A 25,208-nucleotide genomic window follows, 5' to 3' on the forward strand; every position below is an offset into this window, starting at 1 on the left:
ATGGCACGACTGACCACACCGCTCATTCTTACCACTGTCACGGCATCGCTCATGCTGTCCGCCTGCACGGCGTTCGGCCCGAGCAATTCCGCCAGCGTCTACGACAGCCGTCAGGCACAACGCGAACAGGTTGTCCGTATGGGCACTGTCGAATCGGTGCGTCCGGTGACGATCGATAGCAGCAACGGCGACCCGGGCGTGCTCGGCGTCGTCGGCGGCGGCGCACTCGGCGCGATCGGCGGCAGCGCCATCGGTGGCGGTCGTGGCTCGATCGCGACGGGCATCATCGGCGGCCTGCTCGGCGCCGTGGCCGGGCAAGCGGTCGAGAATCGAATGAGCAAGAAGGCCGGTCTGGAAATTACCGTGCGACTCGACAACGGCGAACTGCGTGCGATCACGCAAGATGCCGACGACGCATTCCAGCCGGGCCAGCGCGTGCGCCTGCTCTCGAGCGGCGGCGTGACGCGTGTGACGCACTAAGTCTGACGCTTCGGGTGCCGCTGAGGCACTCGGCGAAGTACGCAAACGGGCGGCCATCGGTCGCCCGTTTTTACGTTTGCGTTCGGTACTTTCAAAGGCAGATGACGATCATCGTTCGCTCATGAAAAAACCCGCTGTGACGACTCGCATCACAGCGGGTTTCTGATCGGGTAGGACTACTCGATCAAAAGACACCTAAGTGTCTAGGTTCCTGCGTCAGCACTCGAATTACGGACGGCTGCCGGTCGGGAACGGCCATGCCGCCGCCGGATTCAGAGCCGTCTTCGGTGCTGCTGCCGGCGCAGCTGCGGGAGCCGCAGCAGGCTTGGCAACCTTCTTCACTGCGGCCTTCTTAACAGCAGGCTTCTTCGCAGCGGCAGGCTTTTTGGCAGCGGGCTTCTTCGCCGCAGCCTTCTTCGCAGCAGGCTTGGCAGCCGGCTTCTTAGCAGCAACCTTCTTCACTGCTGCTTTCTTGGCGGCCGGCTTCTTGGCTGCAACTTTCTTGACGGCGGCCTTCTTGGCAACCGGCTTCTTCGCTGCAACCTTCTTCACTGCGGCTTTCTTAGCCACCGGCTTCTTGGCTGCAACCTTCTTCACCGCTGCCTTCTTGGCAACCGGCTTCTTAGCAGCAACCTTCTTCACTGCGACTTTCTTGGCGACCGGCTTCTTAGCGGCAACCTTCTTTGCTGCCGGCTTCTTGGCGGCAACAGCCTTCTTCGCGACCGGCTTCTTAGCAACAGCCTTCTTCGCGACCGGCTTCTTGGCAGCAACTGCCTTCTTCGCAACCGGTTTCTTGGCAGCAGCTTTCTTCGCTGCCGGCTTCTTGGCAACAGCCTTCTTAATCGTAGCCATCACATTGCTCCTTAACGTAAGAGATCACTCAAACGAAACTACCTGAGAAGGAAACCCGACCACCGCACGGCGAACCGCCGGCGAGCGGGCTATTCATCGGCGTACGCATCGGACATCGACGGCTTACGCTAATGAATTCGGCGCTGCGCGCATGACGCTGACCATGAGTGGTCACGCGCGCAAAAAAATTGCCGACGACATCGCCGTCAGCAATTCGATTGTCTTGAGAGGGGAGATTCGCCAGATTCTTCGGGGGGTAGCTTGCCTGTCCCGTCATCGGGATGGAGGAGATTGCGATAGCGGATAAGCGATACTGCTTGCTATGCACCAAGGTTTTTACGCTCCGTAACTACCAGCTCTCTGTCGCGGGAGGAAAGCAATGTGCTTTCGTGTGTTCATCGAGACTGCAATTTATTTGAGCGAATAATAATTCTTTTGTGATGCGATGTTAATACTTTGTGCATAAAAAAGCGCACATCAATCGCAGCGAAGAAGTCAATCTGTTGTATTTGATGCACATCGCACTCGCGCTTCGATGTCTTCGACGCACTCACGAGACTGCGATGATGAGGATGATGTGCGTGACGAGCGCCTTCTCTTCTGCTTCTCTTCACACTCGTCACGCGTGCTTCGCACGCACACACCACCCTCTCGAAAACCGCATGGATGCTTGCTTTGCAGCCAGCACCCATTTTTACTTCAAGCTTAGTCCCAGCTCAACGCGCCACCGGTTTGGTACTCGATCACTCGCGTCTCGAAGAAGTTGCGCTCCTTCTTCAAGTCGATCATCTCGCTCATCCACGGGAACGGATTCTCTTCGTTCGGATAGAGCGCTTCGAGACCGATTTGTGCGCAGCGACGGTTCGCGATGAAGCGCAAATAGCTCTTGAACATGGCAGCGTTCAGACCCAACACACCGCGCGGCATCGTGTCTTCGGCGTAGCGATACTCCAACTCGACCGCCTTCTTGAACAGCTCGCGAATCTCTTCGCGGAATTCCGGCGTCCACAGGTTAGGGTTTTCCAGCTTCACCTGATTGATCAGGTCGATGCCGAAGTTGCAGTGCATCGACTCGTCGCGAAGGATGTACTGATACTGCTCGGCAGCGCCGGTCATCTTGTTCTGACGGCCCAGTGCGAGGATCTGCGTGAAGCCGACGTAGAAGAACAGACCTTCCATGATGCAGGCGAACACGATCAGCGAGCGCAGCAGCTTCTGGTCGTTCTCTTGCGTGCCGGTCTGGAACGACGGGTCGGCAACGACTTCGATGAACGGCAGCAGGAACTCGTCCTTGTCGCGAATCGACGGCACTTCGTGATACGCGTTGAAGATCTCGCCTTCGTCCAGACCCAAGCTCTCGACGATGTACTGATAAGCGTGCGTGTGGATCGCTTCTTCAAACGCCTGACGCAGCAGGAACTGACGGCACTCCGGCGCGGTGATGTGGCGATACGTGCCCAGCACGATGTTGTTCGCCGCGAGCGAGTCGGCCGTCACGAAGAAGCCGAGGTTGCGCTTGATGATGCGGCGCTCGTCTTCGGTCAGACCGTTCGGGTCTTTCCACAGGGCGATGTCGCGCGACATGTTGATTTCCTGCGGCATCCAGTGGTTCGCGCAACCGGCCAGATACTTTTCCCACGCCCACTTGTACTTGAACGGCACCAGTTGGTTCACGTCCGTCGTGCCGTTGATCACGCGCTTGTCGGAGGCGCTCACGCGGCGCGTCGACTGCGAGGCGATCACGCTCGGTGCGTCCGATTGCGTGCCGAGAATGTTCGGCTCAGGCGAGAACGTGGCGGCCGGTGCGGCGGGTTTGGCGGTGGAGGTCTCTTCTTCCCAGTTCAGCATAGGGTCTCAGTCCGTTCAGGTTGATGCGGTGCACACAAACGCGTGCATCGCCGAAGTGGCAGATCTAGCGGATCAGTCGATCACTCGCATACCGCAACAGCGGTCAGCGGCGAAAAATCCGCAAGGATGAATACGGTGTTTCGGGGGCTTATCAGAAGCGCTTTCGCACTGTCTTGAAATACTTCGCGAGCGGGGGAGATGGCTTGCTTCACTTGCAACATCACGACCTCCCGACGTCGAATTGAATGACTCCAATTTAGCACAATTACGTCACGCATTCCAGCACTCTCACACTATATATAGTGCTGAAGTCTGCGCCGACCACTATACCTAGTGTTCAGCCACATCCCACGCGAGACGCCCGCCAAGCCCCGCGGGACCGGCATGTTGCCACGATTCGGGTGCCAAAGGTAGGGCCAGTTCGCCCGAAGCGCGGCGTCTGTCGGCGCGACGGCATCGGGCGTATGCTATGCGTCACGCGTCACCCGCGCAGCGAACCCAAACACCAGATTTGGGCGCGCGCCAGCCACGACGCGCAGGAGAAGAAGGAGATACCGACAATGACTTCCCAAGGTGCCGACAACGCAACTTCAGCACGCCCCCTGCCGACACATCCCCACGGCGCCACGCCCCTCACGCTCACCCCGGGCAAGCCGGTCCGGCTCTCGGCCGGCTCGCTCATCGCTGAAGTACAACCGGGCTGCGGCGGGCGGCTCGCGCGACTGGCGCGGCGCGACACGCGCGGCGATCTGTTCGACTATCTGGTGCCGCTCGGCAACGAGCCGTTTGCCTCGGATGAATGGCCGAAGGCGGGTGCGTTTCCGATGCTGCCGTATACCAATCAGTTACGCGACGACACGCTGCACTGGCAAGGACGCGACATCGTGGCACGCGAAGCGCCTGCCGCATCGAGTTCGTTGCACGGTTGGGGGCTGCGCCGCACGTGGGAGGTGGTAGACGAGAGCGCCCACTGCTGCGTGCTGCAACTCGACAGCCCGGCGCAACCCGAATGGCCCTGGCACTATCAAGCGTATCTGTCGATATCGCTCGACGCGCAAGGTGTCGACATGCAGCTCTCGCTCACTAACCTCTCGGCAGGCGAGATGCCCGCCGGGCTCGGTCTGCATCCGTACTTCCGCTGGCCTGCCGGTGCGCGTCTGACGTTCGAGGCGGAGTCCATCTGGCGATCGCCCTCGGAAGACGTGCGCTGGCCCAGCGAGCAACGCATCCATGTCGGCGCCATCGAAGTGGTGTCGGTCGGCGGCGGGCTCGACAGCGAAGGCCGCTCGACGTGGTTTGCCGAAGTGCCCGAAGCCGGCCGGTTCGACGCACGCATCGACTACGCAGGCGGTCTGCGCTCGGCCACGGTGCGCAGCGACGACGCCTCGTGGCTCGTCGTGCACTCGCCCGCCGGACGCCCCTATCTGTGCCTGGAGCCGTCGACGCATCGTGTGGGCGACTTCGATCACGATCATGTCGCGGTGCCGCACGGCGAGACGCTCAACCTGTCGATGCGCATCGACCTGGCCTGAGCCCGGCTGCATAGAAAGACACCCAAGAAAAAACCCCGTCGTCCTCGCGGACCGACGGGGTTTTTTCTGAGCTACCGGCACCATCGCTGGCACCGGCATTCACTCAACTTACTGGCAAGCTTCGCACTCGTCGAAGCCAGGGTCGCCCGGACGCATCGTGCAGACCGCGCCTTCGGCTTCCGGCATCGGCTGCGCCAGCGGCGAGGTCGGTTCGGCCGAGAAGCTGCTGCTCGGCGTCACACCGCCCGAGCTCACGGCATTCAACGCGCCATGGCTCACGGTCGACTTCTCGACGTGCGTTGCCGCCATCGTACGGAGGTAGTACGTGGTCTTCAGACCGCGCGTCCACGCCAGCTTGTACGTCTCGTCGAGCTTCTTGCCCGAGGCGCCAGCCATGTAGATGTTCAGCGACTGCGCCTGATCGATCCACTTCTGACGACGCGACGCGGCTTCGACCAGCCACTTCGGCTCGACTTCGAACGCCGTGGCATAGATCTCGCGCAGGTCGGCCGGCACGCGGTCGATACGCGAGAGCGAGCCGTCGAAGTACTTCAGGTCGGCGACCATCACTTCGTCCCACAGGCCACGCGCCTTCAGGTCACGCACCAGATACTCGTTGACCACCGTGAATTCGCCCGACAGGTTCGACTTCACATACAAGTTCTGGAACGTCGGCTCGATACAGGCCGACACGCCGATGATGTTCGAGATGGTGGCCGTCGGTGCGATCGCCACGCAGTTCGAATTGCGCATACCGTGCGAAGCGATGTGCTTGCGCAGGCTGTCCCAATCCATCGTGGCCGACTGGTCGACTTCGAGGTAACCGCCGCGCTCTTCCGCCAGCAGCTTGAGCGAGTCTTGCGGCAGGATGCCACGATCCCACAGCGAGCCTTTGTACGACGAATATTGACCGCGTTCCTTGGCCAGCTCGGTCGACGCCCAGTAAGCGTAGTAGCACACGGCTTCCATCGAACGGTCGGCGAACTCGACGGCGTCGTTCGAGGCATACGGCGTGCGCAGCAGGTGCAGGCAGTCTTGGAAGCCCATGATGCCCATGCCCACCGGACGGTGATGCAAGTTCGAATTACGCGCCTTGGTCACGGCGTAGTAATTGATGTCGATCACGTTGTCGAGCATGCGCATCGCCACGCGAATGGTGCGCTGCAACTTCTCGTGGTCGAGCTCGTAGCCGTTGGCCGTCTGCTTCAGGTGCGCCACCAGGTTCACCGAGCCGAGGTTACACACGGCAATTTCGGTGTCGCTCGTGTTGAGCGTGATTTCCGTGCACAGGTTCGACGAGTGCACCACGCCCACGTGTTGCTGCGGCGAACGGATGTTGCACGGGTCCTTGAACGTGATCCACGGGTGACCGGTTTCGAACAGCATGCCCAGCATCTTGCGCCACAGGGCTTGTGCCGGCACCTTCTTGAACAGCTTGATCTCGCCGCGCGCGGCCTTGTCTTCGTAAGCCGTGTAAGCCTGTTCGAAGGCCTTGCCCACCTTGTCGTGCAGGTCCGGGCAGGTCGACGGCGAGAACAGCGTCCACTCCGCGCCTTCCATCACGCGCTTCATGAACAGGTCGGGAATCCAGTTCGCCGTGTTCATGTCGTGCGTACGGCGGCGGTCGTCGCCGGTGTTCTTACGCAGTTCGAGGAATTCTTCGATGTCCAGGTGCCACGTTTCCAGGTACGCACAGACAGCGCCCTTGCGCTTGCCGCCCTGGTTCACGGCCACGGCCGTGTCGTTGACCACCTTCAGGAACGGCACCACACCTTGGCTCTTACCGTTCGTGCCCTTGATGTGCGAGCCGAGCGCGCGAACCTGCGTCCAGTCGTTGCCCAGACCGCCGGCAAACTTCGAGAGCAGTGCGTTTTCCTTGAGCGCTTCGTAAATGCCTTCCAGATCGTCGGAGACGGTCGTCAGGTAGCACGACGAAAGCTGCGAGCGGCGCGTGCCCGAGTTGAACAGCGTCGGGGTCGAGCTCATGAAGTCGAAGCTCGACAGAATTTGGTAGAACTCGATCGCGCGCGCTTCGCGCTCGACTTCGTTCAGGGCCAGACCCATGGCCACACGCATGTAGAACGCCTGCGGCATTTCGATGCGATGGCTGTCGATGTGCAGGAAGTAGCGGTCGTACAGCGTTTGCAGACCCAGGTAGTTGAACTGGAGGTCGCGCGAGGCGTCCAGCGCAGCACCCAGCTTGGCCAGGTCGTACGTCAGCAGTTGCTCGTCGAGCAGTTCGGCTTCCACGCCTTGCTTGATGAAACGCGGGAAGTATTCGACGTAACGGGCTGCCATCTCGCCCTGCGGCACTTCTTCGCCGAGAATTTCGCGGCGGATCGTGTGCATCAGAATGCGAGCGGTCACCAGGCTGTACGCCGGTTCCTTTTCGATGAGAGTACGCGAGGCGAGAATCGCCGAGTCGTACACCTGCGACAGCGGCACGCCGTCGTACAGGTTCTTGATGGTCTCGGTCAGGATCGGCTCGGCGCTCACTTCGTTACCGAGGTTTTCGCACGCGGCCTGCACCACGCCACGCAGCACGCCCATGTCCAGGGCACGCGTCACGCCGTTATCGGTGACATGCAACACCGGGGCGTCGGGCGTGGCGGCTTCTTGCGTGGTCTCCACCGCGTGAGCGCGCTCTTGCGAACGCTTCTCGCGATACAGCACGTAGGCGCGGGCCACGTTGTGCTCGCCCTCACGCATGAGCGCGAGTTCGACCTGATCTTGAATGTCTTCGATGTGGAACGTACCGCCGTTCGGGCGGCTGCGCACCAGCGCGCGCACGACGGCTTGCGTCAGTTGCTCCACGAGTTCGCGAACACGCGCCGAAGCCGCACCTTGACCGCCGTTCACGGCGAGGAACGCCTTGGTCACAGCGATGGCGATCTTCGACGGCTCGAAACCCACCACCGCGCCGTTACGTCGAATCACTTTGAAGTCGGCGTTGGTCGCCGGTTCGAATGCGCCCGTCGTTTGGGGCGCCGACGCACCCGTGCCATTGCCGGCATTCGCGGCGGGCGTCGGGTTCGGGCGGGTGAGGTTTTCGTTAGTCTGCATGTAAAAACTCCCGTTCCAATGAGATGGTGCTGTTAGCGCGTCTCTACCAGTTTTACGGCCGGCAAAAATGCGCCCTGGGGGCGCCGATGGAGCGAAGTGCTGAACACCGCACGACCGACGGACGGCCAAGGGTTCGAGGTGTCCGCTGCACGGCTTTGCTGCTGTGCCGCCCCACAAAACGCCGCAGGACAAGCACGGTATTGATGGATATTGCTTCCTGTGCCGACCACGTCATCAACCACTACATATAGTGGTCAGCACCCGAATTGGCACTAAGTATAGTGGAGATGACGCACTCCGCAAACTCAAAAATTTCTCTCTCCGGGAAGGCCCGTGGCATCGCCCTGTCAAGCAAAACCTACCCCGTCATGGGGGTTAATCGGCCGCCTGAAACGGCAACATCGCGGGGGTCAGCTCCGCCATTCGGCGCAACCGCGGCCATTCGAAATACGGCCCCGGATCCGTCTTGCGACCCGGTGCTATATCGGCATGTCCGGCCACAGCTTGAATGGGGTAACGCCCACGCAACGTCTTCGTGAGCGCCGCCAGCGTCGCGTACTGCGCCGCAGTGAACGGCGTGTCGTCGGTGCCTTCTAGCTCCACCCCGATCGAGTAGTCGTTGCAGCGTGCCCGCCCTTCGAACGACGACGCCCCGGCATGCCACGCACGGGCATCGCACGACACGAACTGCTGCAACGCACCATCACGGCGCACGAGAAAGTGCGACGACACGTGCACGCCGCGAATCTCGTCGAAGAACGGATGCGCGTCGTGATCGAGCCGGTTCTGAAAGAACGCTGGAATCTCGTCGCCACCGAACTGCCCGGGCGGCAACGAAATGTTGTGTACCACGAGCAAGTCGGTCGGCATGCCTGCCGGGCGCGCATCGAAATTCGGCGACGGCAACCGCTGCGCTTCGAGCACCCAGCCTTCGGTATCGAGCGTGAAAGCGGGCAGTCGGCCCGGCGCGTCGGGGGCGTTCATGCGGCACCTCGCGACGGCGTGCGCGTGAGCTCAACGCAAGCGGCAGCGCAAGCACTAGCGCGGCATTCCGGCCGGTGGACAACGATAGGGGACACCCATGACTGGAGCATGACGGGCACAGCGATCTCCCGTAGAGCGAGGGGCGCCATTGTAGCCCACTTGGCGTGACGCCGTCGGCGGGGGTCCCAACGGCGGCAGTGGCGCCCGCTACGGTCAATGTGCCCGAGGGGCCGCGCAAAACAAATCGGCAGATTCCCCAAAGAAGAAGCCTCCCGCCGTACCAGGCCGAGAGGCTTCCATGGGCGTTGCCACGCCCGGGGGTGGTAATGCATTCGTGTCGTGCAACACGCGTACCACCCCGCACCGCTCACAGGGGCGGCGCCGTTGGCCGATGCTACCGGCCGGATGAACCCATCGATCACGGAAATGCCGGAATCGCCGCCTCCACCCCTTCCATATGCGCTTCGGGGTGGTGCGCCTTCAACATCTCGCGAACTTCGTCGACGCGGCTTTCGCGCACATCGACCATCAGCAGAATCTGACCTTGCTCGAGCGGCGCTCGGAACATCTTGAGCCGCGAGTTCGGCACCGACACGCCGATCATGCTCGACACCCACGCACCGAACAGCGAACCGAGCGGCGCGGTGATGATCATCAATTCCCACTGGGGACGCGTGCCCACGATGGGGAAAAACGCCGCGACTGCACCGACTGCCAGCCCACAGAAGCCGCCGATCACGAGCCCGGCTTCGGCGCCGTGCACGATATCGGAAGTCTGTAGGAGGTTAGCCTCGTGCAGTCCCTCCAGGTCCATTTCGTCACGTGCCATAAAGTGGATGTGACGTTCCTCGATCCGCGCGAGCAACAGATCGCTCATGGTGCGCTGGGCACTGGCCAGATCGGGAAGCAGGAAATACATCCGTCTGCGCATTAACATGTTGCGCCCTCCTGTCGACGTTTCCGACAAATCCCCTTCGTTGGTCTTGGTTTGTGCGGGGTTGGTTACTGTGTTTTAGTGCATGCGACAGGCATGCGCAAGCCGCCCAACGGGGCAGGCTTGCTAATAGAGAGGGAAATGCGCGCGGAAGATGCGCGGATGTGCCGCGCTGGCAGACTCAGGCGCGGTGTTCGCGCGCGAGATAGGCGTCGCGATGCGCGCCGCTGCAAAAGTGCGTACCCCCGGCGCCATGCACCGCATCGCTCTCCGGCAGATAGGTATCGCACTCTTGGCAGCGCACCATGCGCTCGGCAGGCGGCAGCGATTGTTGCACGGTGGTCTTCGCGCCATTCGACGGCGGCGGACGCATGCGATCGGCGTCGCGCTTGCGTTCGTTATGACGCATCCACCAGGTGCCCAGCACCAACAACACCAGTAACAGCAAGATATTGCGCATCGCGCTTCAAGTCTCCGTCATGCGATGCAGCACCACCTCTAGCACGAAGCGAGAACCGACATACGCCAGCAGTAGCGCCACGAACGACGCCAGAACCCAACGCAGCGCGACCTTACCGCGCCACCCATAAAAGTGTCGGCCCAGCAGCACCGCGCCGAACATCAGCCACGACACCACCGCGAACACGGTCTTGTGATCGATGCGCACCGCACGCCCGAAGAGCGCCTCGGAGAACATCACACCGGAAATCAGCGTCAGCGTGAGCAGCACGAAGCCCGCACCAATCAGCCGGAACAGCAGCTTCTCCATCGTGAGCAACGGCGGCAGTGTCTCTAACCAGCGTGCCAGCCAGCCGGTCGGCTCGTTGCCGCGCGACGGATGCAATTGTCGTTCCGCATAAATCATCAACAGCGCGTGCAAGGCCGCGAGTGCGAACAGACCGTACGCCATGTTCGCGATGATGAAGTGGGCCTTGAAGATCGGATCGGCGGCAAAGCCGAGAATGCGCACGTCCGGGAAAATTAGCGGCAACAGACAAGCCACGGCGGCAATCGGTGTGACCATTAGCCGCAGGCTGTCGAGCGGGAAGAAGAAACTCTCGATCCAATAGATACCGACCGAGAGCCAGAGCATGGCCGAGAGCATGTACGCGAAACCGAAGTGCATGCTGTCGGCACGGAAGATCGTCTGATGCAGCAACACCCCATGCAGCGCGAGCACGACGAACAGCGAAAGCTGCATCGGCCAACGCGACGGCGTGCCCGTGACGGGCACAGGCGCGAGCTGTCCACCCGCCATCGCGAGCGCGGCATCGCGCCGGTAACCTTGCCACGAACAAACCGCCAACCCGGCGTAAAGGATGGCGGTCAGCGCATACAGTAAAATAGTCATGTTTGAAGTTTACACCAGCCCATGACGGGCGCGCTGCCAGGCTGTTCACCCGCCCGGCCGTGCCCGCCCACCGGGCCACTGCGGGTCTTACAGGATACGTTTCATGCTCGACAATCTCACTACGCGCCTTGCCAAGGTCGTCAAGACACTGCGCGGCGAAGCCCGTCTGACCGAGGCCAACACGCAGGAAATGCTGCGCGAAGTGCGCCTTGCCCTGCTCGAGGCCGACGTGGCCCTGCCGGTGGTTCGCGATTTCATCGCCAAGGTGCGCGAAAAGGCGCTCGGCGAAGAAGTCGTCGGCAGCCTCTCGCCGGGTCAGGCGCTCGTGGGTGTCGTTCAGCGCGAACTGACCGCGCTCATGGGCGGCGACTACGAAGGCCGTGCCGCCGAACTCAATCTCGCCACCACCCCGCCCGCCATTATCTTGATGGCCGGTCTGCAAGGGGCGGGTAAAACCACCACCGTCGGTAAGCTCGCCAAGCTGCTGCGCTCGCAGAAGAAGAAAGTCCTCACGGTTTCCGTCGACGTCTACCGCCCCGCCGCTATCGCGCAGTTGCAGACGGTGACCGAACAGGTCGACGCCGATTTCTTCCCCTCGCAACCCGATCAGAAGCCGGTCGACATCGCCCGCGCGGCAGTCGACTGGGCGCGCCGCCATCACCACGATGTGCTGCTCGTCGACACGGCCGGCCGTCTGGGTATCGACGAAGCGATGATGCAGGAAATCAGCGCCCTGCACGCTGAGTTGAAACCGATCGAAACGCTGTTCGTCGTCGATGCCATGCTCGGTCAAGACGCCGTGAACACCGCCCGCGCGTTCAACGACGCGCTGCCGCTCACCGGCGTGGTGCTCACCAAGCTCGACGGCGACTCGCGCGGCGGTGCGGCGCTGTCGGTGCGTCATATCACCGGCAAGCCGATCAAGTTCGTCGGTGTGGCCGAAAAGCTCGATGGCCTCGAAGTCTTCCACCCGGACCGCATGGCGAACCGGATTCTCGGCATGGGCGACATTCTCGCGCTCGTCGAAGAAGCCCAGCGCGGCGTGGACGTGCAAGCGGCGCAGAAGCTCGCCGAGAAGGTAAAGAAAGGCGGCGACTTCGATCTGAACGACTTCAAAGCGCAGATCGGTCAGATGAAGAACATGGGCGGTCTCTCTTCGCTGATGGACAAGCTGCCGGCACAGTTTCAAGCCGCGGCTAGCCAAACCAATATGGATCAGGCCGAGAAGCAAGTGCGCCGCATGGAAGGCATCATCAACTCGATGACGCCCGCCGAGCGCGCCAAGCCCGAACTGATCAAAGCCAGCCGCAAGCGCCGTATTGCCGCCGGTGCGGGCGTGCAGGTGCAGGAAGTCAACCGCATGCTCAATCAGTACGATCAGATGCGCACGATGATGAAGAAGTTGAAGGGCGGCGGCATGATGAAGATGATGCGCAGCATGAAGGGCATGATGCCGGGTATGCGCTAAGCGCTTGCGTTGTGCATGACATCCCGGTCGCAGGGTTGCGGTTCGGCTGATATCGGACATTTCCGGCTAACCCCGGGCTTTCCGTATATACTCCGGGCCGCAAATAGCGACATCCCCCCGCAACAAGTGATACAGGGTCGCCCCATATGAACCGCGAAGAAGCCCTCGAAGTATTCCGTAATTCCGAAGAAATCGTCTCGGCCGACCAGGTCAACGCCTCGGTCGACCAGATGGCCGGTGCCATCAAGGCCGCCATCGGCGACGAATTCCCGATGGTGCTGTCGGTCATGGGCGGCGCCGCCGTCTTCACCGGCATGCTGCTGCCGCGCCTCGACTTCCCGCTCGAGTTCGACTACATCCACCTCTCGCGTTACAACAACACCACCACGGGCGGTGCGATGCAGTGGCGCGTGGCGCCGCGCGATTCGGTGCGCGACCGCGTGGTGCTGGTGCTCGACGACATTCTCGACGAAGGCGCCACGATGGCCGCGATTCGCGATCGCATTCTCGAGATGGGCGCGTCGAAGTTCTACAGCGCCGTGCTGTGCGAAAAGATTCTCGCCAAGGAAAAGCCGTCGCATCCCGACTTCTGCGGCTTCACGGTGCCCGATCGCTATGTGTTCGGCTGCGGTATGGATGCCAAGGGTTACTGGCGCAATCTGCCGACGATCCGCGCGCTGACTACGCCGCGCTGATCCGCGCCAGCATCACCATGAAGAAAGGGCCCCACGGGGCCCTTTTCTTTTTGTGTCTCGACGGTGCATCAGAACTGATGCACGAAGACCTTCACGCCTTTGAGGATCATCTCGACTGAGATCGCCACGAGAATCAGGCCCATCAGCCGCTCGAACGCCGCCACCACACGCGAGCCCAGCAAGCGCTCGATGCGATCGGCCAGCAGCAGCACGACGGCGCACACGGCCATCGTCACGCTGAGCGCCATGATCCATTCGAGCATCCGCCCCGGCTGTTGCGACACCAGCAGCATGACCGTCGCCAAGGCCGACGGCCCGGCCAGCGCCGGAATCGCCAGCGGCACGATCAGCGGCTCGCCCGCCGTCGGCAGCGACCCTTGATCGGGGTGCGGGAAGATCATGCGCAGCGCGATCAGAAACAGCACGATGCCGCCTGCCAACTGCAACGACAGATCCGTCAGGCTCATCATCCGCAGGAACCGATCTCCCACGAGCATGAACAGCAGCAGAATCGCGAACGCGATCAGCACTTCCCGCACGATGACCCGTGGCCGTCGCGACGCGGGCACATTGCGCAGGGCATTCACAAAGATGGGGATGTTGCCGAACGGGTCGGTGATGAGCAGCAGGAGAATCGTGGCCGAAGCGAACGTGTATTCCATACGGAGAGTGCTCTAGATATGACAACGGCAGCCGCCGAAGCGACTGCCGTCAGGTACTGCTGGAACGGATAACTAGCTAGCTCAGACGGCCTTCGCAGCACGCACCTTGCCGGTGACAACGTCGGCCACGGCGGCGGCATCGAGCAACTGGGCTTCGGTGTCGCGTCGGCCCTGATACTCGATCTTGCCTTCCTTCAGGCCACGATCGCCGATCACCACGCGGTGCGGCACGCCGATCAGTTCCCAGTCGGCGAACATCACGCCCGGGCGCTCGCCACGGTCGTCGAGAATCACGTCGACACCGGCGGCCAGCAGGTCCTCGTAGAGCTTGTCGGCGGCGGCGCGCACGGCGTCGCTGCGGTCGTAGCCCATCGGGCACAGCACCACTTCGAACGGGGCGATCGATTCCGGCCAGATGATGCCGCGATCGTCGAAATTCTGCTCGATCGCAGCGCCCAGCACGCGCGTGATACCGATGCCGTAGCAACCCATTTCCATCGGCGCCGGCTTGCCGTTCTCATCGAGGAACTTGGCATCCATCGCGTCGGAGTACTTGGTCCCCAGTTGGAAGACGTGCCCCACTTCGATGCCGCGGCACAGCGCGATTTCGCCCTTGCCGTCCGGCGAGGCGTCGCCCGGCACGACATTGCGCAAGTCGGCCACCACTTCCGGCTCGGGCAGATCGCGGCCCCAGTTCACGCCGGTGGTGTGGAAGTCCACCTCGTTGGCGCCGACCACGAAGTCGCTCATCTTGGCGACGGTGCGATCGACCACCAGCTTGACCGGCTTCTTGGTCCCGATCGGGCCCAGATACCCCGGCGGCGTGCCGAACCACTCGACGATTTCGGCTTCGGAGGCGAAGCGGAAGTCCGTCAGCCCCGGCACCTTGCTCGCCTTGATTTCGTTGAGTTCGTGATCGCCGCGCAGCAGCAACAGCCAGACGGTCGTACCGGCGTCTTCGCTATCGGTGGCCAGCACAATCGACTTGACGGTGCGCTGGAGCGGAATCGACAGCAATTCGGCGACGGCTTCGCACTTGGCCTTACCCGGCGTGGCGGTCTTGGTCAGCGCCTCGGCGGCAGCGGCGCGCTCGCCTTGCGGAGCGACGGCTTCGGCCATTTCGACGTTGGCCGCGTAATCCGACGTCGGGCAGTAGGCGATGGCGTCTTCACCGGTGTCGGCAATCACGTGGAATTCGTGCGAGCCCGAGCCGCCGATCGAGCCGTTGTCGGCCACCACCGCGCGGAAGTCCAGCCCCAGACGCGTGAAGATGCGCACATAGGCGTCGAACATCTTCTGATACGAGACCTGCATGCCGGCGCGGTCCTTATCGAAGGAGTAGGCGTCCTTCATCATGAATTCGCGCCCGCGCATCACGCCGAAGCGCGGACGGATCTCGTCGCGGAACTTGTTCTGCACCTGATAGAAGTTGACCGGCAACTGGCGGTAGCTCTTGATCTCGCGGCGCGCGATGTCCGTCACCACTTCTTCGTGGGTCGGGCCGACGACGAAATCGCGGTCGTTGCGATCCTTCAGACGAAGCAGCTCCGGGCCGTACTTTTGCCAGCGGCCCGATTCCTGCCAGAGTTCGGCCGGTTGCACGGCTGGCATGAGCAGTTCCAGCGCGCCGGCGCGGTTCATTTCTTCACGCACGATGGCTTCGACCTTGCGAATCGAGCGCAGGCCGATCGGCAGGTAATCGTAGATACCGCCGGCAACGCGGCGGATCATGCCGGCACGCACCATCAGCTTGTGGCTGACGATCTCGGCGTCCGCGGGAGCTTCCTTGAGGGTGCCGATGAAGAAACGAGAGGCTTTCATGCAGATTTCCGGAAAAATTAAGGGTCAACGGCCGGGTTGCTTCGGTCGGGTGCCCGAGCCCCGCCAGCCGCCGCGCCGGTGATTATCTGTTTATAATCGAAGCAATTTTAAAGGATTCAAGGGTGGTTGTATGCTTGACCGTGAAGGCTTTCGCCCGAACGTCGGCATCATCCTCTTAAACGCACGCAATGAAGTGTTCTGGGGCAAGCGGCTGGGCGAACACTCCTGGCAGTTCCCGCAAGGCGGCATCAAGTACGGCGAAACGCCCGAACAGGCCATGTTCCGAGAATTGCACGAGGAAACCGGGCTAAAGCCAGAACACGTCAAAATCATCGGTCGCACGCGCGACTGGCTGCGTTATGAGGTGCCGGACAAGTTCATCAAGCGCGAAGTGCGCGGACATTACCGGGGCCAGAAACAAATCTGGTTCCTGCTGCGCATGGTCGGTCGCGACTGCGATATCTGCCTGCGCGCAACCGATCATCCGGAGTTCGACGCCTGGCGCTGGAACGAGTACTGGGTGCCGCTGGATGCCGTAATCGAGTTCAAACGCGAAGTGTACCAACTCGCGCTCAACGAGCTCTCGCGCTATCTGCGCCGTACGGCTGCGCGTGCCCAGCACGAACGGCGGCGGTTTCCGCGCGCGGGTGCCCATATCGGCGAGTTGCCGCCGGGTGCCACGGACGGCGCGTACGGTGACGACTTGGGCCACGAGCCGCACCACGGCTCGCACGGTCCGGACGATCATTCGGACCATTCGGACGATTCGGCACATTCGGGCCCCTGCACCGAGGACTGTGCCGGTGCCGCTGTCGGCGCCCCCGCCAGTATCGGCGAGGCCAACGGCACCGAGAGTGCTGGCGCCTCGGGCGGCACGGCGACCTCCGGTAGCCACCGTAAGGATTCGTCGGGCGGAGGGCATTGAACGGGGCCGCTGCTGGCCTGTCCATCATCGGGCGCGGGCGTCATGCCCGCGCCGCACCGATCTCACCGTGTTGACCGGCCTCGCCGTCATCACCACCGATCACCCGGAACCACCCGAAACATTTCGCGCGGATTTCCCCGCTTTCGCTCATCAGCCGTCTTACTGACCGTCATCTCATGCGACTTTCTTTCCCCCGCCGCGCACCGCGCCTCGCTGTCTTGGCCCCGCTGACCGCGCTGGCATTCCTGGCCGCTTGCAGCAGCACGTCGCAGCCCGTCCAGGACTTCGACGAATATCTCGCTCAGCAAGAAGCTGCAAAGGGCAAATGGAAGGAAGCCGAATTCACGATGCCGACGACGGCACCGCAAGACGCCGACCTCGTTGCGTTCCCCACGCTGCCGAACTCCTCGCTCACTTACTCGATCGACACCAAGTCCGTGCAAGTGACCGACGACGGCGTGGTGCGCTACGTGGCCGTCATTACGAGCAAGGAAGGCGCGCGTAACGTCTCGTTCGAAGGCATGCACTGCTCGTCGTTCGAAACCCGCCTGTACGCCACCGGCCGCCCCGACGGCACCTGGGCCGCGGCCCGTAACAGCGAATGGCGGCCGATTCGCCCGTATGGCACGACGGCCTATCAGGGCATTCTGTACCGCGACTTCCTCTGCCGCGACAAGACGCCGCTGGGCAAGCCGAAGGAAATTGTGCAGAACCTGCGCTACCCGGCGACAAACCCCGAGTACAAGTAAGCACAGCGCGGGCAGTTCTCGCCCGCATGGCAGCGTCGATGCCATAAAAAAACGCCGGTCACGATTATCGTGCCGGCGTTTTTGTTTCGACTGCGTGGTTCGGCGGCCGATATCGGCGATCAGCGCAGAATCAGGTTGTCGCGATGAATCAGCTCGGGCTCGTTGGCAAAGCCCAGCACTTGCTCGATATCGCTGCTCGGGTGACGGCGAATGAGCCTCGCTTCCGACGCGCTGTAGTTCGACAGGCCGCGCGCAATCTCGTGACCGGCCTCGTCCACGCAGGCGATGACTTCCCCTCGCGCGAACGTGCCCTCGACGTCGATCACACCGATCGGCAGCAGGCTCTTGCCCTCTTCGATCAGCTTCTTGCACGCGCCCGCGTCGATCACGACACGCCCGCGCACCTGCAAATGATCGGCCATCCACTGCTTGCGTGCCGTTAGCACCGCCGTGCGCGCCACCAGTTGCGTACCAATGGCTTCCCCACCCGCCAGCCGCACGAGGACATCCGCCTCACGGCCCGAGGCAATCACGGTATGCGCACCGCTCGTCGCCGCACGCTTGGCCGCGAGAATCTTGGTCAGCATGCCGCCGCGGCCGATACTCGAGCCCGCGCCGCCAGCCATCGCCTCGAGGCGGTCGTCGCCCGCTTCGGCTTCGTGCACGAATTCGGCGTTCGGGTCCTTGCGCGGGTCGGCCGTATAGAGCCCCGACTGATCCGTGAGAATGACGAGCGCATCACCGTCGATCAGATTGGTGACGAGCGCACCCAACGTGTCGTTGTCACCGAACTTGATTTCGTCGGTGACGACCGTGTCGTTCTCGTTGATGATCGGCACCACGCCAAGACGCAGCAAAGTCAGCAGCGTCGTACGCGCATTCAGATAGCGTTCGCGATCGGCCAAGTCGGCGTGCGTGAGCAGAATCTGCGCCGTGCGCACGCCATGTTCGGCGAAGCGCGTCTCGTAGACCTGCGCGAGCCCCATCTGCCCCACGGCGGCGGCGGCCTGAAGTTCGTCGATGGCTTTCGGTCGACGTGTCCAGCCCAAACGCTGCATGCCTTCGGCAATGGCGCCGGAACTCACCAGCACCACCTGCTTTGGCGCACGCCCGTCACCACCGTGCCGCAGCGCGGCAATCTGCTGCGCCCAACGCGCAATTGCAACGTCGTCCAACCCGCGACCGTCGTTGGTCACAAGGCTGGAACCCACTTTCACCACGAGCCGCCTGGCATCGGCAATGACCGAACGCATGGGACTGGTTTCTCCTGCGGATGTATTGGGAAGGCTGGTTCGCTGGCACCGTCGGGCGACTGTGGCAGGTGCGTCGCATACAGCGACGGATCTGCCTTCACACCGATCACGGCCAGCGCGGCCGGATCATCGGCGGCGACGTCATGACGACGACACCGCCCATGTCTTGAGTGATGTGGAGTTTACGCCTTTGGCGTATCGTCCGGGGGCGTTTGTGGCGCTGGGTCGGCCGCGGGAGCGGCTTCCGGCGATGCACTGCCCGTCGTGCGGAAACGCGGATCGAGCGCGGCATCTTCAAGCGCTTCTTCCACGGCACCACGCTGCTGATACAGATACTCCTGCACCGACAGGCACAGATGTTCGCAGCCTTCGCCGGTCAACGCCGAGATTTGGAACGTCGGACCATCCCACTCGTAACGCTTGAGGAAGTCGGCGACGCGCTCGGCGCGCTCGTCTTCCGGGATCATGTCGACTTTGTTGAGCACCAGCCAGCGGGGCTTTTCGAACAGTTGCTGATCGTACTTCTGCAATTCGAGCACGATGGCTTTCGCGTCGACGACCGGATCGACGCCTTCGTCGAACGGTGCGATGTCCACGATATGCAGCAGCAAGCCCGTGCGCTGCAAGTGGCGCAGGAACTGGTGACCCAAGCCGGCGCCTTCTGCCGCACCCTCGATCAAACCCGGAATATCGGCGATCACGAAGCTCTTGCCGGGCGCGGTGCGCACGACCCCGAGGTTCGGGTGGAGCGTGGTGAACGGATAATCGGCGATCTTCGGACGGGCGTTCGACACCGACGCGATGAAGGTCGATTTGCCCGCATTGGGCATGCCGAGCAGGCCGACGTCCGCGAGCACTTTGAGCTCGAGCTGGAGCATGCGGCGCTCGCCGGGCTTGCCGTCGGTCTTCTGACGGGGCGCACGGTTCGTGCTCGACTTGAAGTGAAGGTTACCCAGACCGCCCGCGCCACCTTGCGCGAGCACGACTTCTTGACCGTGTTCGGTCAAGTCGGCGATGGTCTCGCCGGTGTCCATGTCGCTGATGATAGTGCCGACCGGCATGCGCAGGAAGACGTCGTCGCCGCCCTTGCCGTAGCAATCCGCGCCCCGACCCGACTCGCCGTTACGCGCCAGATGCTTCTTGGAGTAACGGTAATCGATCAGGGTATTGATGTTGCGATCTGCCACGGCATATACGCTGCCGCCGCGACCGCCGTCGCCGCCGTCCGGTCCGCCGAACGGCACGAACTTCTCACGGCGCATCGATGCCGAGCCATTGCCGCCGTCCCCGGCGATCACCTCGATACGCGCTGCGTCAATGAATTTCATGGTTCCGTTCCGCCTTATCGACCGTCCGTAGACGATGCTAATTCTGTACAACGCCCCGTGCAATCCGCGAAATGTCGCGCACTTTGCGCCGGGACAAACAAAAAAGGCTCCGCATGAGAGCGGAGCCTTTTGGTGGCAAAAGGCTTAGCTTACGCTGCCGGCACCACGCTAACCACTTGCTTCTTCGCTGCGCCCTTGACGGCGAATTGCACGTGGCCATCGGCCAATGCAAACAGCGTGTGGTCCTTACCAATACCGACGTTTTCGCCGGCATGCATACGAGTACCGCGTTGGCGAACGATGATGCCGCCAGCCAGGATTGCCTGACCGCCGTACACCTTCACGCCGAGGCGCTTCGACTCGGAATCGCGGCCGTTACGGGACGATCCGCCTGCTTTTTTGTGTGCCATGACTTAACTCCTTACCTAGCTCTATCGATTAGCCGTTGATGCTGTCGATGCGCAGCTCGGTGTAGTTTTGGCGATGGCCTTGACGCTTTTGGTAGTGCTTGCGACGGCGCATCTTGAAAATCTTCACCTTGGGGTGACGACCCTGGGCGATAACGGTAGCCTTGACGGAAGCCCCACTGACCAACGGTGCACCGAACTTAATCGATTCACCCTCGCCGACGGCGAGAACCTGGTCGATGGTGATTTCAGCGCCAATGTCAGCCGGTATCTGTTCTACTTTGAGTTTTTCGCCAGCAGCAACCTTATATTGCTTGCCGCCGGTTTTTATGACCGCGTACATTGTTGAACCTCACTCATAAACAAGAGATATTTCTCCGTGCAGGCCGAGGGTCCCGAAAGGACGCTTCTTACCGGCCGAACATTGCCCCGCAGCCCGTCATACTTAAGTATTTTCGGACTTGTCGCGAAGAATGCGCGCACGAAAACCGGGGATTATACAGACTTTATCCTTTTGCGTCAAAGACTTCCGTGAACGCAGTCATTCCGCGGGGCTGGTGCCCGAAAGTTGCCGCGTCCACTATATAATTTGGGGCGAATTTTTCCTCACCCGAGCCTTGTCTTGACTGCTTCGACTTCTCCCCAGAACGTACTGGCCGCCATCGCCGACGACATGCGTGCCGTCGACCAGCTTATCCGCCACCGGCTGGCCTCCGAGGTGGTCCTGATCAATCAGATCTCGGAGTACATCATCAATTCCGGCGGCAAACGCCTGCGTCCGGCCTTGCTGCTGCTCGTTGCGAACGCGCTTGGCGTGACCTCGCCGCATCGCTTCGAGCTGGCCGCTGTCATCGAATTCATCCACACCTCGACGCTGCTGCATGACGACGTGGTCGACGAATCCGACCTACGCCGCGGCCGCCAGACGGCCAATGCCCTCTTCGGCAATGCCGCGTCGGTGCTGGTCGGCGACTTCTTGTACTCACGCTCGTTCGAGATGATGGTGAGCGTGGACAACATGCGCGTGATGCAGATTCTTGCGCGCGCGACGAACGTCATCGCCGAAGGCGAAGTACTTCAGTTGCTGAACATGCACGACCCGGACGTGGACGAGGCGCGCTATCTCCAGGTCATCAAATACAAGACGGCGACGCTTTTCGAAGCGGCAACGCAACTCGCCGCTGTCTTGGCGAATGCGGATGCGCAAACGGAAGCGGCCGTGCTCGAATACGGCGGCCGCCTCGGCACCGCGTTCCAATTGATGGACGACTGGCTCGATTACGCGGGCGACACCGACGCGATGGGCAAGAACGCCGGCGACGATTTGCGCGAGGGCAAGCCGACGCTGCCGCTCATTCACGTGCTGCAACACGGCACGCCCGAAGAGCGCGCGCTCGTACGCGAAGCCATCGAGAACGGCGGCACCGACAAGTTCGAGCCGATCCTTGCCGCGATCACACGCACGGGCGCCCTCGACTACACACTGGCACGTGCGCAAGAAGAAGCCGATGCCGCCGCACAAATAATTTCTACACTTCCCTCTTCACAATACAAAAATAGCCTGCTAGAATTGTGTTCTTACTCGATAGCGCGACGCACTTAAGACGCGAAGCAGCAAAATCGAAAGCGGGGTGTAGCTTAGCCTGGTAGAGCGCTACGTTCGGGACGTAGAGGCCGGAGGTTCGAATCCTCTCACCCCGACCAAGATTTACTTTGCTCTCATGCAAAGCAAAAAAACCGCCGGATTCGTCCGGCGGTTTTTTTATTTCTACTGCTTATTTCTGCTGCCGTTTTCTTATCGGCATCGCGGGCAGTGCCAATGCCTTGCACTCCGTGACATGCGCGCACCTCGTGGCCGTTCACGCCCCCCCCTCGGTCGACGCCATTTCCCCTCTGCTATAGTGGCACCTCGTTGCCACCCCTCGCGCCATTTGCGCACCCATACGCTTGGAAGACCTGCCCTTATGGGCGCAAATTTGCGCCGTCGCCCTGCTGATCGTCTGCTCGGGCTTCTTCTCGATCTCTGAGACGAGCATGATGGCGCTCAACCGCCATCGCCTGAAACATCTCGTGCGCGTGAACGTGCGCGGCGCGAAGAACACACAGGGCCTGCTCTCGCGCACCGAAGACCTGCTCTCGACGATCCTCGTCGGCAACAACGTCATCAACACGGTCGTCCCGGTGCTCACCACGTCGATAGCCGTGCGTTACTTCGGCAACGATGCCGTCACGCTCACGGTGGCAACGGCGCTCATCGCCCTGCTCATCATCGTATTCGCGGAAATCGGCCCGAAAATCGTCGGCGCGACCTATCCTGAACGCATCGCACTGCCCGCCAGCTCGCTGCTCAAACCCATCGTCACGCTCGCGACACCCCTCGTGTGGGTGCTCAACGGTTTTGTGCGCGGCATATTGCGCGTGATCGGCATCGACACGCGTCGCGCTGCCGGTGAAGCCCGCCTGAGTACCGAGGAATTACGCACGATCGTGCTCGAAGCCGGCAACTACATGCCGACCAAACCGCGCAGCGTGCTGCTCAATCTGCTCGATCTGGAGAACATCGCCGTCGATGACGTGATGGTGCCGCGTGCGCGCATCGAAGCGCTCGATATCTCGGCGCCGCTCGACACGATCCTCTCGCAGCTCGAGACCTGTTATCACAACAAGCTGCCCGTCTACGATGGCGACATCGATCGTGTTGTCGGCATCCTGCCCGTGCGCCGCACACTTGCCGCGTTGCGCCATCCTGACGATCTCACCGTCGACACACTGCGGGCCCTGTTGGTCGAACCGTATTTCATCCCGAGCGATACGCCTGCGTTGCGGCAACTGCAATATTTCCAAGAGAACCATCGGCGCGTGGGTCTCGTCGTCAACGAGTACGGCGAGGTCGAAGGCCTTGTGACGACGGAAGACATCATCGAAGAGCTAATCGGTGAATTCACGACGAGCACGCCGGGCTCCGGCGGCAGCCGCTCGGGCTGGAACGCCGATAACGAATGCCTGGTCGGCGGCGGTGTCGGGTTGCGCGACCTGAATCGCCGGCTGGGCCTGCATCTCCCTACCGACGGCCCCAAAACACTGAACGGATTGATCCTCGAAGTGCTGCGCGAAATTCCGGAAGCTGCCGTGAGTTTGGAAGTGAGCGGCGTGCGCATGGAGATTGTGCAAATCGATAATCAAGCGATCAAGACCGTGCGGCTGTTTAAGCCGGAAGGCCATAAGTCCGGCACGTAGCCCGAGGCGCGAAACGCAAAAAACGCACAGGACGCACGCGGCGAATTCCTCTCGCTCACTGCGCGTCACACTGCCCCGTTTTTCGGGCAATTCCGATTGAGATCCCCTAGGGTTTTGACGAGACTGAAGCATCACAACGCTCTCGCCGAAACCCTGTCATGACATCGCCCCTTCAGTACCTCGAACAAGTGTTCGGTGAAGCGGTGCGCGCTGGCGCCTCCGACATTCATTTCGAACCGATGGCGCGACGCTTCCGTATTCGCCTACGTGTCGACGGCCTGCTCCACGAACACGCCGACGTGCCGATGCCGTGGCGCGATATGCTCGTCGCGCGGCTCAAGGTACTCGCCCATCTGGATATCTCCGAGAAGCGTTTGCCACAAGATGGCCGGATGCTATGGCGTGAAGCGAACGAGCCCGTCGAATGCCGCGTGAGCACTCTGCCGACACTGCATGGCGAGAAACTCGTCGTGCGTTTGCTCGATGCCGCGAAAGTCCCTCTCTCGCTCGAAGCGCTCGGCTATACCCCCGAGCAATATCAGGCGCTCACACGAGCGATTGCGCGTCCGCACGGCATGATTCTGCTCACCGGCCCCACAGGGAGCGGGAAGACCGTTTCGCTCTACAGTTGCCTGCGGCGGCTGAACGACGTCACACGCAATATCGTCACGATCGAAGACCCCGTCGAAATCCGACTGCCCGGGGTCACGCAAGTCAACCTTAACGAGCGGGCCGGACTCGACTTCGCGACTGCACTGCGCGCCTTTCTTCGACAAGATCCGGATGTCCTGGTCGTGGGGGAAATCCGTGATGCGCTGACGGCATCGATTGCCGTGCAGGCGGCGCAAACCGGTCACCTGGTCTTCGCCACCGTCCATGCGAACGATGCCTCCAGTACCGTCGCGCGACTGCTAGACCTCGGCGTCGCCCCGTTCAATCTATCGTCGGCACTTCTGCTGATCAGCGCGCAGCGGCTCGTTAGGCGACGTTGTCCGGCGGGGTGTGAAATCGCAAATGCTCGCGCCTATGCATCCACGGTTATCGCATCACCCACACATGGGACAAATGTCAGCGACATCGACAAACACGTCGCAGATGCCGTAAGCATCGACACATCGAATGACATGTCGGTGCAAACGTCTGTGCTCAATACGCGCACCAAGGGCCGTGAAGAACCCCAGCGCCGCCACACTTGCATGCGCTGTCACGACACCGGGTTTGCGGGGCGCATTGGCGTATTTCAGGTGATGCCGATCAGTGCGACACAAGCCGTGAATATTGCGCAGTCTCGCAGCCCTCACGATCTAGCGGCGCAGGCGGCAAGCGAAGGTGTAATGACGTTGCGCGACGCAGGTCTGTGGCATGCCGCTGCGGGTACCGTCTGCCAGGAGGACATCGATGCAACAACACCTGCCTGAGGCAGCGCCGGATTCGCGCGCAGACGCGCGCTCGGACTCGAGTTCGGATTCGCAATCGAAACGCACTGCTGTCAGCGAGCTTCGCGAACCGACGCACTCTGCTCAATCTTGTCGCTGGCACTGGCAGGGGCGTGATGAACAGGGTCAAGAGCGGCACGGCGAATTGACTGCGCGCGGCGAGGCAACCGCGCGTTTGCTGCT

The 25,208-nt window shown here is 61.8% G+C and carries 22 protein-coding genes and 1 tRNA gene; 10 read left to right on the forward strand and 13 right to left on the reverse strand.

Features of this window, described 5'->3' with window-relative positions:
• Positions 1-480, forward strand: a complete 480-nt coding sequence (locus tag PPN31114_RS18985) for an outer membrane lipoprotein (protein ID WP_150681026.1) — start codon at positions 1-3, stop codon at positions 478-480.
• A 228-nt stretch (positions 481-708) separates the two neighbouring features.
• Here the strand turns inward: PPN31114_RS18985 and PPN31114_RS18990 are convergent, their stop codons facing one another.
• Both PPN31114_RS18990 and PPN31114_RS18995 read right to left on the reverse strand, forming a co-directional pair.
• Positions 709-1,332 carry a histone H1-like DNA-binding protein gene (locus PPN31114_RS18990; RefSeq protein WP_150681027.1) on the reverse strand — a complete coding sequence of 208 codons (624 nt, stop codon included), beginning with the start codon at positions 1,330-1,332 and terminating at the stop codon, positions 709-711.
• A gap of 705 nt (positions 1,333-2,037) precedes the next feature.
• A complete protein-coding gene (locus PPN31114_RS18995; RefSeq protein ID WP_150681028.1) occupies positions 2,038-3,180 on the reverse strand; it encodes a ribonucleotide-diphosphate reductase subunit beta in 1,143 nt (380 codons plus the stop codon).
• A 560-nt stretch (positions 3,181-3,740) separates the two neighbouring features.
• On the opposite strand from PPN31114_RS18995, the gene PPN31114_RS19000 reads away from it, so the two are divergent.
• Positions 3,741-4,712: an aldose epimerase family protein gene (locus PPN31114_RS19000; protein ID WP_174988212.1), complete on the forward strand. Its 972-nt coding sequence runs from the start codon at positions 3,741-3,743 to the stop codon at positions 4,710-4,712.
• 108 nt (positions 4,713-4,820) lie between these two features.
• Here PPN31114_RS19000 and PPN31114_RS19005 read toward each other — a convergent pair whose 3' ends face one another.
• The 5 genes from PPN31114_RS19005 to PPN31114_RS19025 all read right to left on the reverse strand — a co-directional run bounded on the left by PPN31114_RS19005 (position 4,821) and on the right by PPN31114_RS19025 (position 11,044).
• Positions 4,821-7,775, reverse strand: coding sequence for a ribonucleoside-diphosphate reductase subunit alpha (locus PPN31114_RS19005; protein WP_150681030.1), 2,955 nt, complete (start codon positions 7,773-7,775; stop codon positions 4,821-4,823).
• Positions 7,776-8,150: 375 nt separating this feature from the next.
• Entirely contained in the window at positions 8,151-8,759 is a 609-nt protein-coding gene (gene ampD, locus PPN31114_RS19010) for a 1,6-anhydro-N-acetylmuramyl-L-alanine amidase AmpD (protein WP_150681031.1), read from the reverse strand.
• A gap of 418 nt (positions 8,760-9,177) precedes the next feature.
• Positions 9,178-9,690 carry a DUF1269 domain-containing protein gene (locus PPN31114_RS19015; protein ID WP_150681160.1) on the reverse strand — a complete coding sequence of 171 codons (513 nt, stop codon included), beginning with the start codon at positions 9,688-9,690 and terminating at the stop codon, positions 9,178-9,180.
• A 184-nt stretch (positions 9,691-9,874) separates the two neighbouring features.
• Positions 9,875-10,153 (reverse strand): PP0621 family protein, encoded by a 279-nt coding sequence (locus PPN31114_RS19020; RefSeq protein WP_150681032.1) that lies wholly within the window; start codon positions 10,151-10,153, stop codon positions 9,875-9,877.
• Positions 10,154-10,159: 6 nt separating this feature from the next.
• Entirely contained in the window at positions 10,160-11,044 is an 885-nt protein-coding gene (locus tag PPN31114_RS19025) for a cytochrome C assembly family protein (RefSeq protein ID WP_150681033.1), read from the reverse strand.
• Positions 11,045-11,147: 103 nt separating this feature from the next.
• On the opposite strand from PPN31114_RS19025, the gene ffh reads away from it, so the two are divergent.
• Together ffh and PPN31114_RS19035 are read left to right on the forward strand one after the other, a co-directional pair.
• Positions 11,148-12,512, forward strand: a complete 1,365-nt coding sequence (ffh, locus tag PPN31114_RS19030; protein ID WP_150681034.1) for a signal recognition particle protein — start codon at positions 11,148-11,150, stop codon at positions 12,510-12,512.
• A 146-nt stretch (positions 12,513-12,658) separates the two neighbouring features.
• Positions 12,659-13,207 (forward strand): hypoxanthine-guanine phosphoribosyltransferase, encoded by a 549-nt coding sequence (locus tag PPN31114_RS19035; RefSeq protein WP_150681035.1) that lies wholly within the window; start codon positions 12,659-12,661, stop codon positions 13,205-13,207.
• Between the two features lie 68 nt (positions 13,208-13,275).
• Here the strand turns inward: PPN31114_RS19035 and PPN31114_RS19040 are convergent, their stop codons facing one another.
• Positions 13,276-13,869 (reverse strand): MarC family protein, encoded by a 594-nt coding sequence (locus PPN31114_RS19040; protein ID WP_150681036.1) that lies wholly within the window; start codon positions 13,867-13,869, stop codon positions 13,276-13,278.
• Between the two features lie 81 nt (positions 13,870-13,950).
• Entirely contained in the window at positions 13,951-15,690 is a 1,740-nt protein-coding gene (locus PPN31114_RS19045; RefSeq protein WP_150681037.1) for a proline--tRNA ligase, read from the reverse strand.
• 130 nt (positions 15,691-15,820) lie between these two features.
• Here PPN31114_RS19045 and PPN31114_RS26580 point away from each other — a divergent pair, with 130 nt between their 5' ends.
• Both PPN31114_RS26580 and PPN31114_RS19055 read left to right on the forward strand, forming a co-directional pair.
• A complete protein-coding gene (locus PPN31114_RS26580; RefSeq protein WP_306439738.1) occupies positions 15,821-16,615 on the forward strand; it encodes an RNA pyrophosphohydrolase in 795 nt (264 codons plus the stop codon).
• A gap of 176 nt (positions 16,616-16,791) precedes the next feature.
• Positions 16,792-17,364 carry a CNP1-like family protein gene (locus PPN31114_RS19055; RefSeq protein WP_150681038.1) on the forward strand — a complete coding sequence of 191 codons (573 nt, stop codon included), beginning with the start codon at positions 16,792-16,794 and terminating at the stop codon, positions 17,362-17,364.
• Positions 17,365-17,483: 119 nt separating this feature from the next.
• Here PPN31114_RS19055 and proB read toward each other — a convergent pair whose 3' ends face one another.
• The 4 genes from proB to rplU form a co-directional block, all read right to left on the reverse strand.
• Positions 17,484-18,617, reverse strand: a complete 1,134-nt coding sequence (gene proB, locus PPN31114_RS19060) for a glutamate 5-kinase (protein WP_150681039.1) — start codon at positions 18,615-18,617, stop codon at positions 17,484-17,486.
• Positions 18,618-18,799: 182 nt separating this feature from the next.
• Positions 18,800-19,945, reverse strand: coding sequence for an Obg family GTPase CgtA (gene cgtA / locus PPN31114_RS19065; protein WP_150681040.1), 1,146 nt, complete (start codon positions 19,943-19,945; stop codon positions 18,800-18,802).
• Between the two features lie 149 nt (positions 19,946-20,094).
• A complete protein-coding gene (gene rpmA / locus PPN31114_RS19070; RefSeq protein ID WP_010803931.1) occupies positions 20,095-20,355 on the reverse strand; it encodes a 50S ribosomal protein L27 in 261 nt (86 codons plus the stop codon).
• A 28-nt stretch (positions 20,356-20,383) separates the two neighbouring features.
• On the reverse strand, positions 20,384-20,695 hold the full coding sequence (gene rplU, locus PPN31114_RS19075) for a 50S ribosomal protein L21 (RefSeq protein WP_010803930.1): 312 nt from the start codon (positions 20,693-20,695) through the stop codon (positions 20,384-20,386).
• 330 nt (positions 20,696-21,025) lie between these two features.
• On the opposite strand from rplU, the gene PPN31114_RS19080 reads away from it, so the two are divergent.
• From PPN31114_RS19080 to PPN31114_RS19095, 4 genes are all read left to right on the forward strand, one after another.
• A complete protein-coding gene (locus PPN31114_RS19080; RefSeq protein WP_246182647.1) occupies positions 21,026-21,955 on the forward strand; it encodes a polyprenyl synthetase family protein in 930 nt (309 codons plus the stop codon).
• Between the two features lie 24 nt (positions 21,956-21,979).
• A tRNA-Pro gene (locus PPN31114_RS19085) sits at positions 21,980-22,056 on the forward strand.
• A 243-nt stretch (positions 22,057-22,299) separates the two neighbouring features.
• Positions 22,300-23,589, forward strand: coding sequence for an HlyC/CorC family transporter (locus PPN31114_RS19090; RefSeq protein ID WP_150681042.1), 1,290 nt, complete (start codon positions 22,300-22,302; stop codon positions 23,587-23,589).
• Positions 23,590-23,747: 158 nt separating this feature from the next.
• Complete coding sequence (locus PPN31114_RS19095; protein WP_246182636.1) at positions 23,748-25,007, forward strand: GspE/PulE family protein; 1,260 nt, start codon at positions 23,748-23,750, stop codon at positions 25,005-25,007.
• Positions 25,008-25,208: the final 201 nt, after the last annotated feature.

The organism is Pandoraea pneumonica (assembly GCF_902459645.1).
Classification (GTDB): Bacteria; Pseudomonadota; Gammaproteobacteria; order Burkholderiales; family Burkholderiaceae; genus Pandoraea; species Pandoraea pneumonica.

Coding starts and splice junctions, on each gene's coding strand:
- PPN31114_RS18985 (WP_150681026.1), top strand. CDS start 1: ATGGCACGACTGACCACACCGCTCATTCTTACCACTGTCACGGCATCG.
- rpmA (WP_010803931.1), bottom strand. CDS start 20,355: ATGGCACACAAAAAAGCAGGCGGATCGTCCCGTAACGGCCGCGATTCC.
- PPN31114_RS19020 (WP_150681032.1), bottom strand. CDS start 10,153: ATGCGCAATATCTTGCTGTTACTGGTGTTGTTGGTGCTGGGCACCTGG.
- PPN31114_RS19035 (WP_150681035.1), top strand. CDS start 12,659: ATGAACCGCGAAGAAGCCCTCGAAGTATTCCGTAATTCCGAAGAAATC.
- cgtA (WP_150681040.1), bottom strand. CDS start 19,945: ATGAAATTCATTGACGCAGCGCGTATCGAGGTGATCGCCGGGGACGGC.
- PPN31114_RS19080 (WP_246182647.1), top strand. CDS start 21,026: ATGCGTGCCGTCGACCAGCTTATCCGCCACCGGCTGGCCTCCGAGGTG.
- PPN31114_RS18995 (WP_150681028.1), bottom strand. CDS start 3,180: ATGCTGAACTGGGAAGAAGAGACCTCCACCGCCAAACCCGCCGCACCG.
- PPN31114_RS19095 (WP_246182636.1), top strand. CDS start 23,748: ATGACATCGCCCCTTCAGTACCTCGAACAAGTGTTCGGTGAAGCGGTG.
- PPN31114_RS19005 (WP_150681030.1), bottom strand. CDS start 7,775: ATGCAGACTAACGAAAACCTCACCCGCCCGAACCCGACGCCCGCCGCG.
- PPN31114_RS19025 (WP_150681033.1), bottom strand. CDS start 11,044: ATGACTATTTTACTGTATGCGCTGACCGCCATCCTTTACGCCGGGTTG.
- PPN31114_RS19040 (WP_150681036.1), bottom strand. CDS start 13,869: ATGGAATACACGTTCGCTTCGGCCACGATTCTCCTGCTGCTCATCACC.
- ampD (WP_150681031.1), bottom strand. CDS start 8,759: ATGAACGCCCCCGACGCGCCGGGCCGACTGCCCGCTTTCACGCTCGAT.
- PPN31114_RS19055 (WP_150681038.1), top strand. CDS start 16,792: ATGCGACTTTCTTTCCCCCGCCGCGCACCGCGCCTCGCTGTCTTGGCC.
- PPN31114_RS18990 (WP_150681027.1), bottom strand. CDS start 1,332: ATGGCTACGATTAAGAAGGCTGTTGCCAAGAAGCCGGCAGCGAAGAAA.
- PPN31114_RS19000 (WP_174988212.1), top strand. CDS start 3,741: ATGACTTCCCAAGGTGCCGACAACGCAACTTCAGCACGCCCCCTGCCG.
- PPN31114_RS19015 (WP_150681160.1), bottom strand. CDS start 9,690: ATGCGCAGACGGATGTATTTCCTGCTTCCCGATCTGGCCAGTGCCCAG.
- ffh (WP_150681034.1), top strand. CDS start 11,148: ATGCTCGACAATCTCACTACGCGCCTTGCCAAGGTCGTCAAGACACTG.
- PPN31114_RS26580 (WP_306439738.1), top strand. CDS start 15,821: ATGCTTGACCGTGAAGGCTTTCGCCCGAACGTCGGCATCATCCTCTTA.
- rplU (WP_010803930.1), bottom strand. CDS start 20,695: ATGTACGCGGTCATAAAAACCGGCGGCAAGCAATATAAGGTTGCTGCT.
- proB (WP_150681039.1), bottom strand. CDS start 18,617: ATGCGTTCGGTCATTGCCGATGCCAGGCGGCTCGTGGTGAAAGTGGGT.
- PPN31114_RS19045 (WP_150681037.1), bottom strand. CDS start 15,690: ATGAAAGCCTCTCGTTTCTTCATCGGCACCCTCAAGGAAGCTCCCGCG.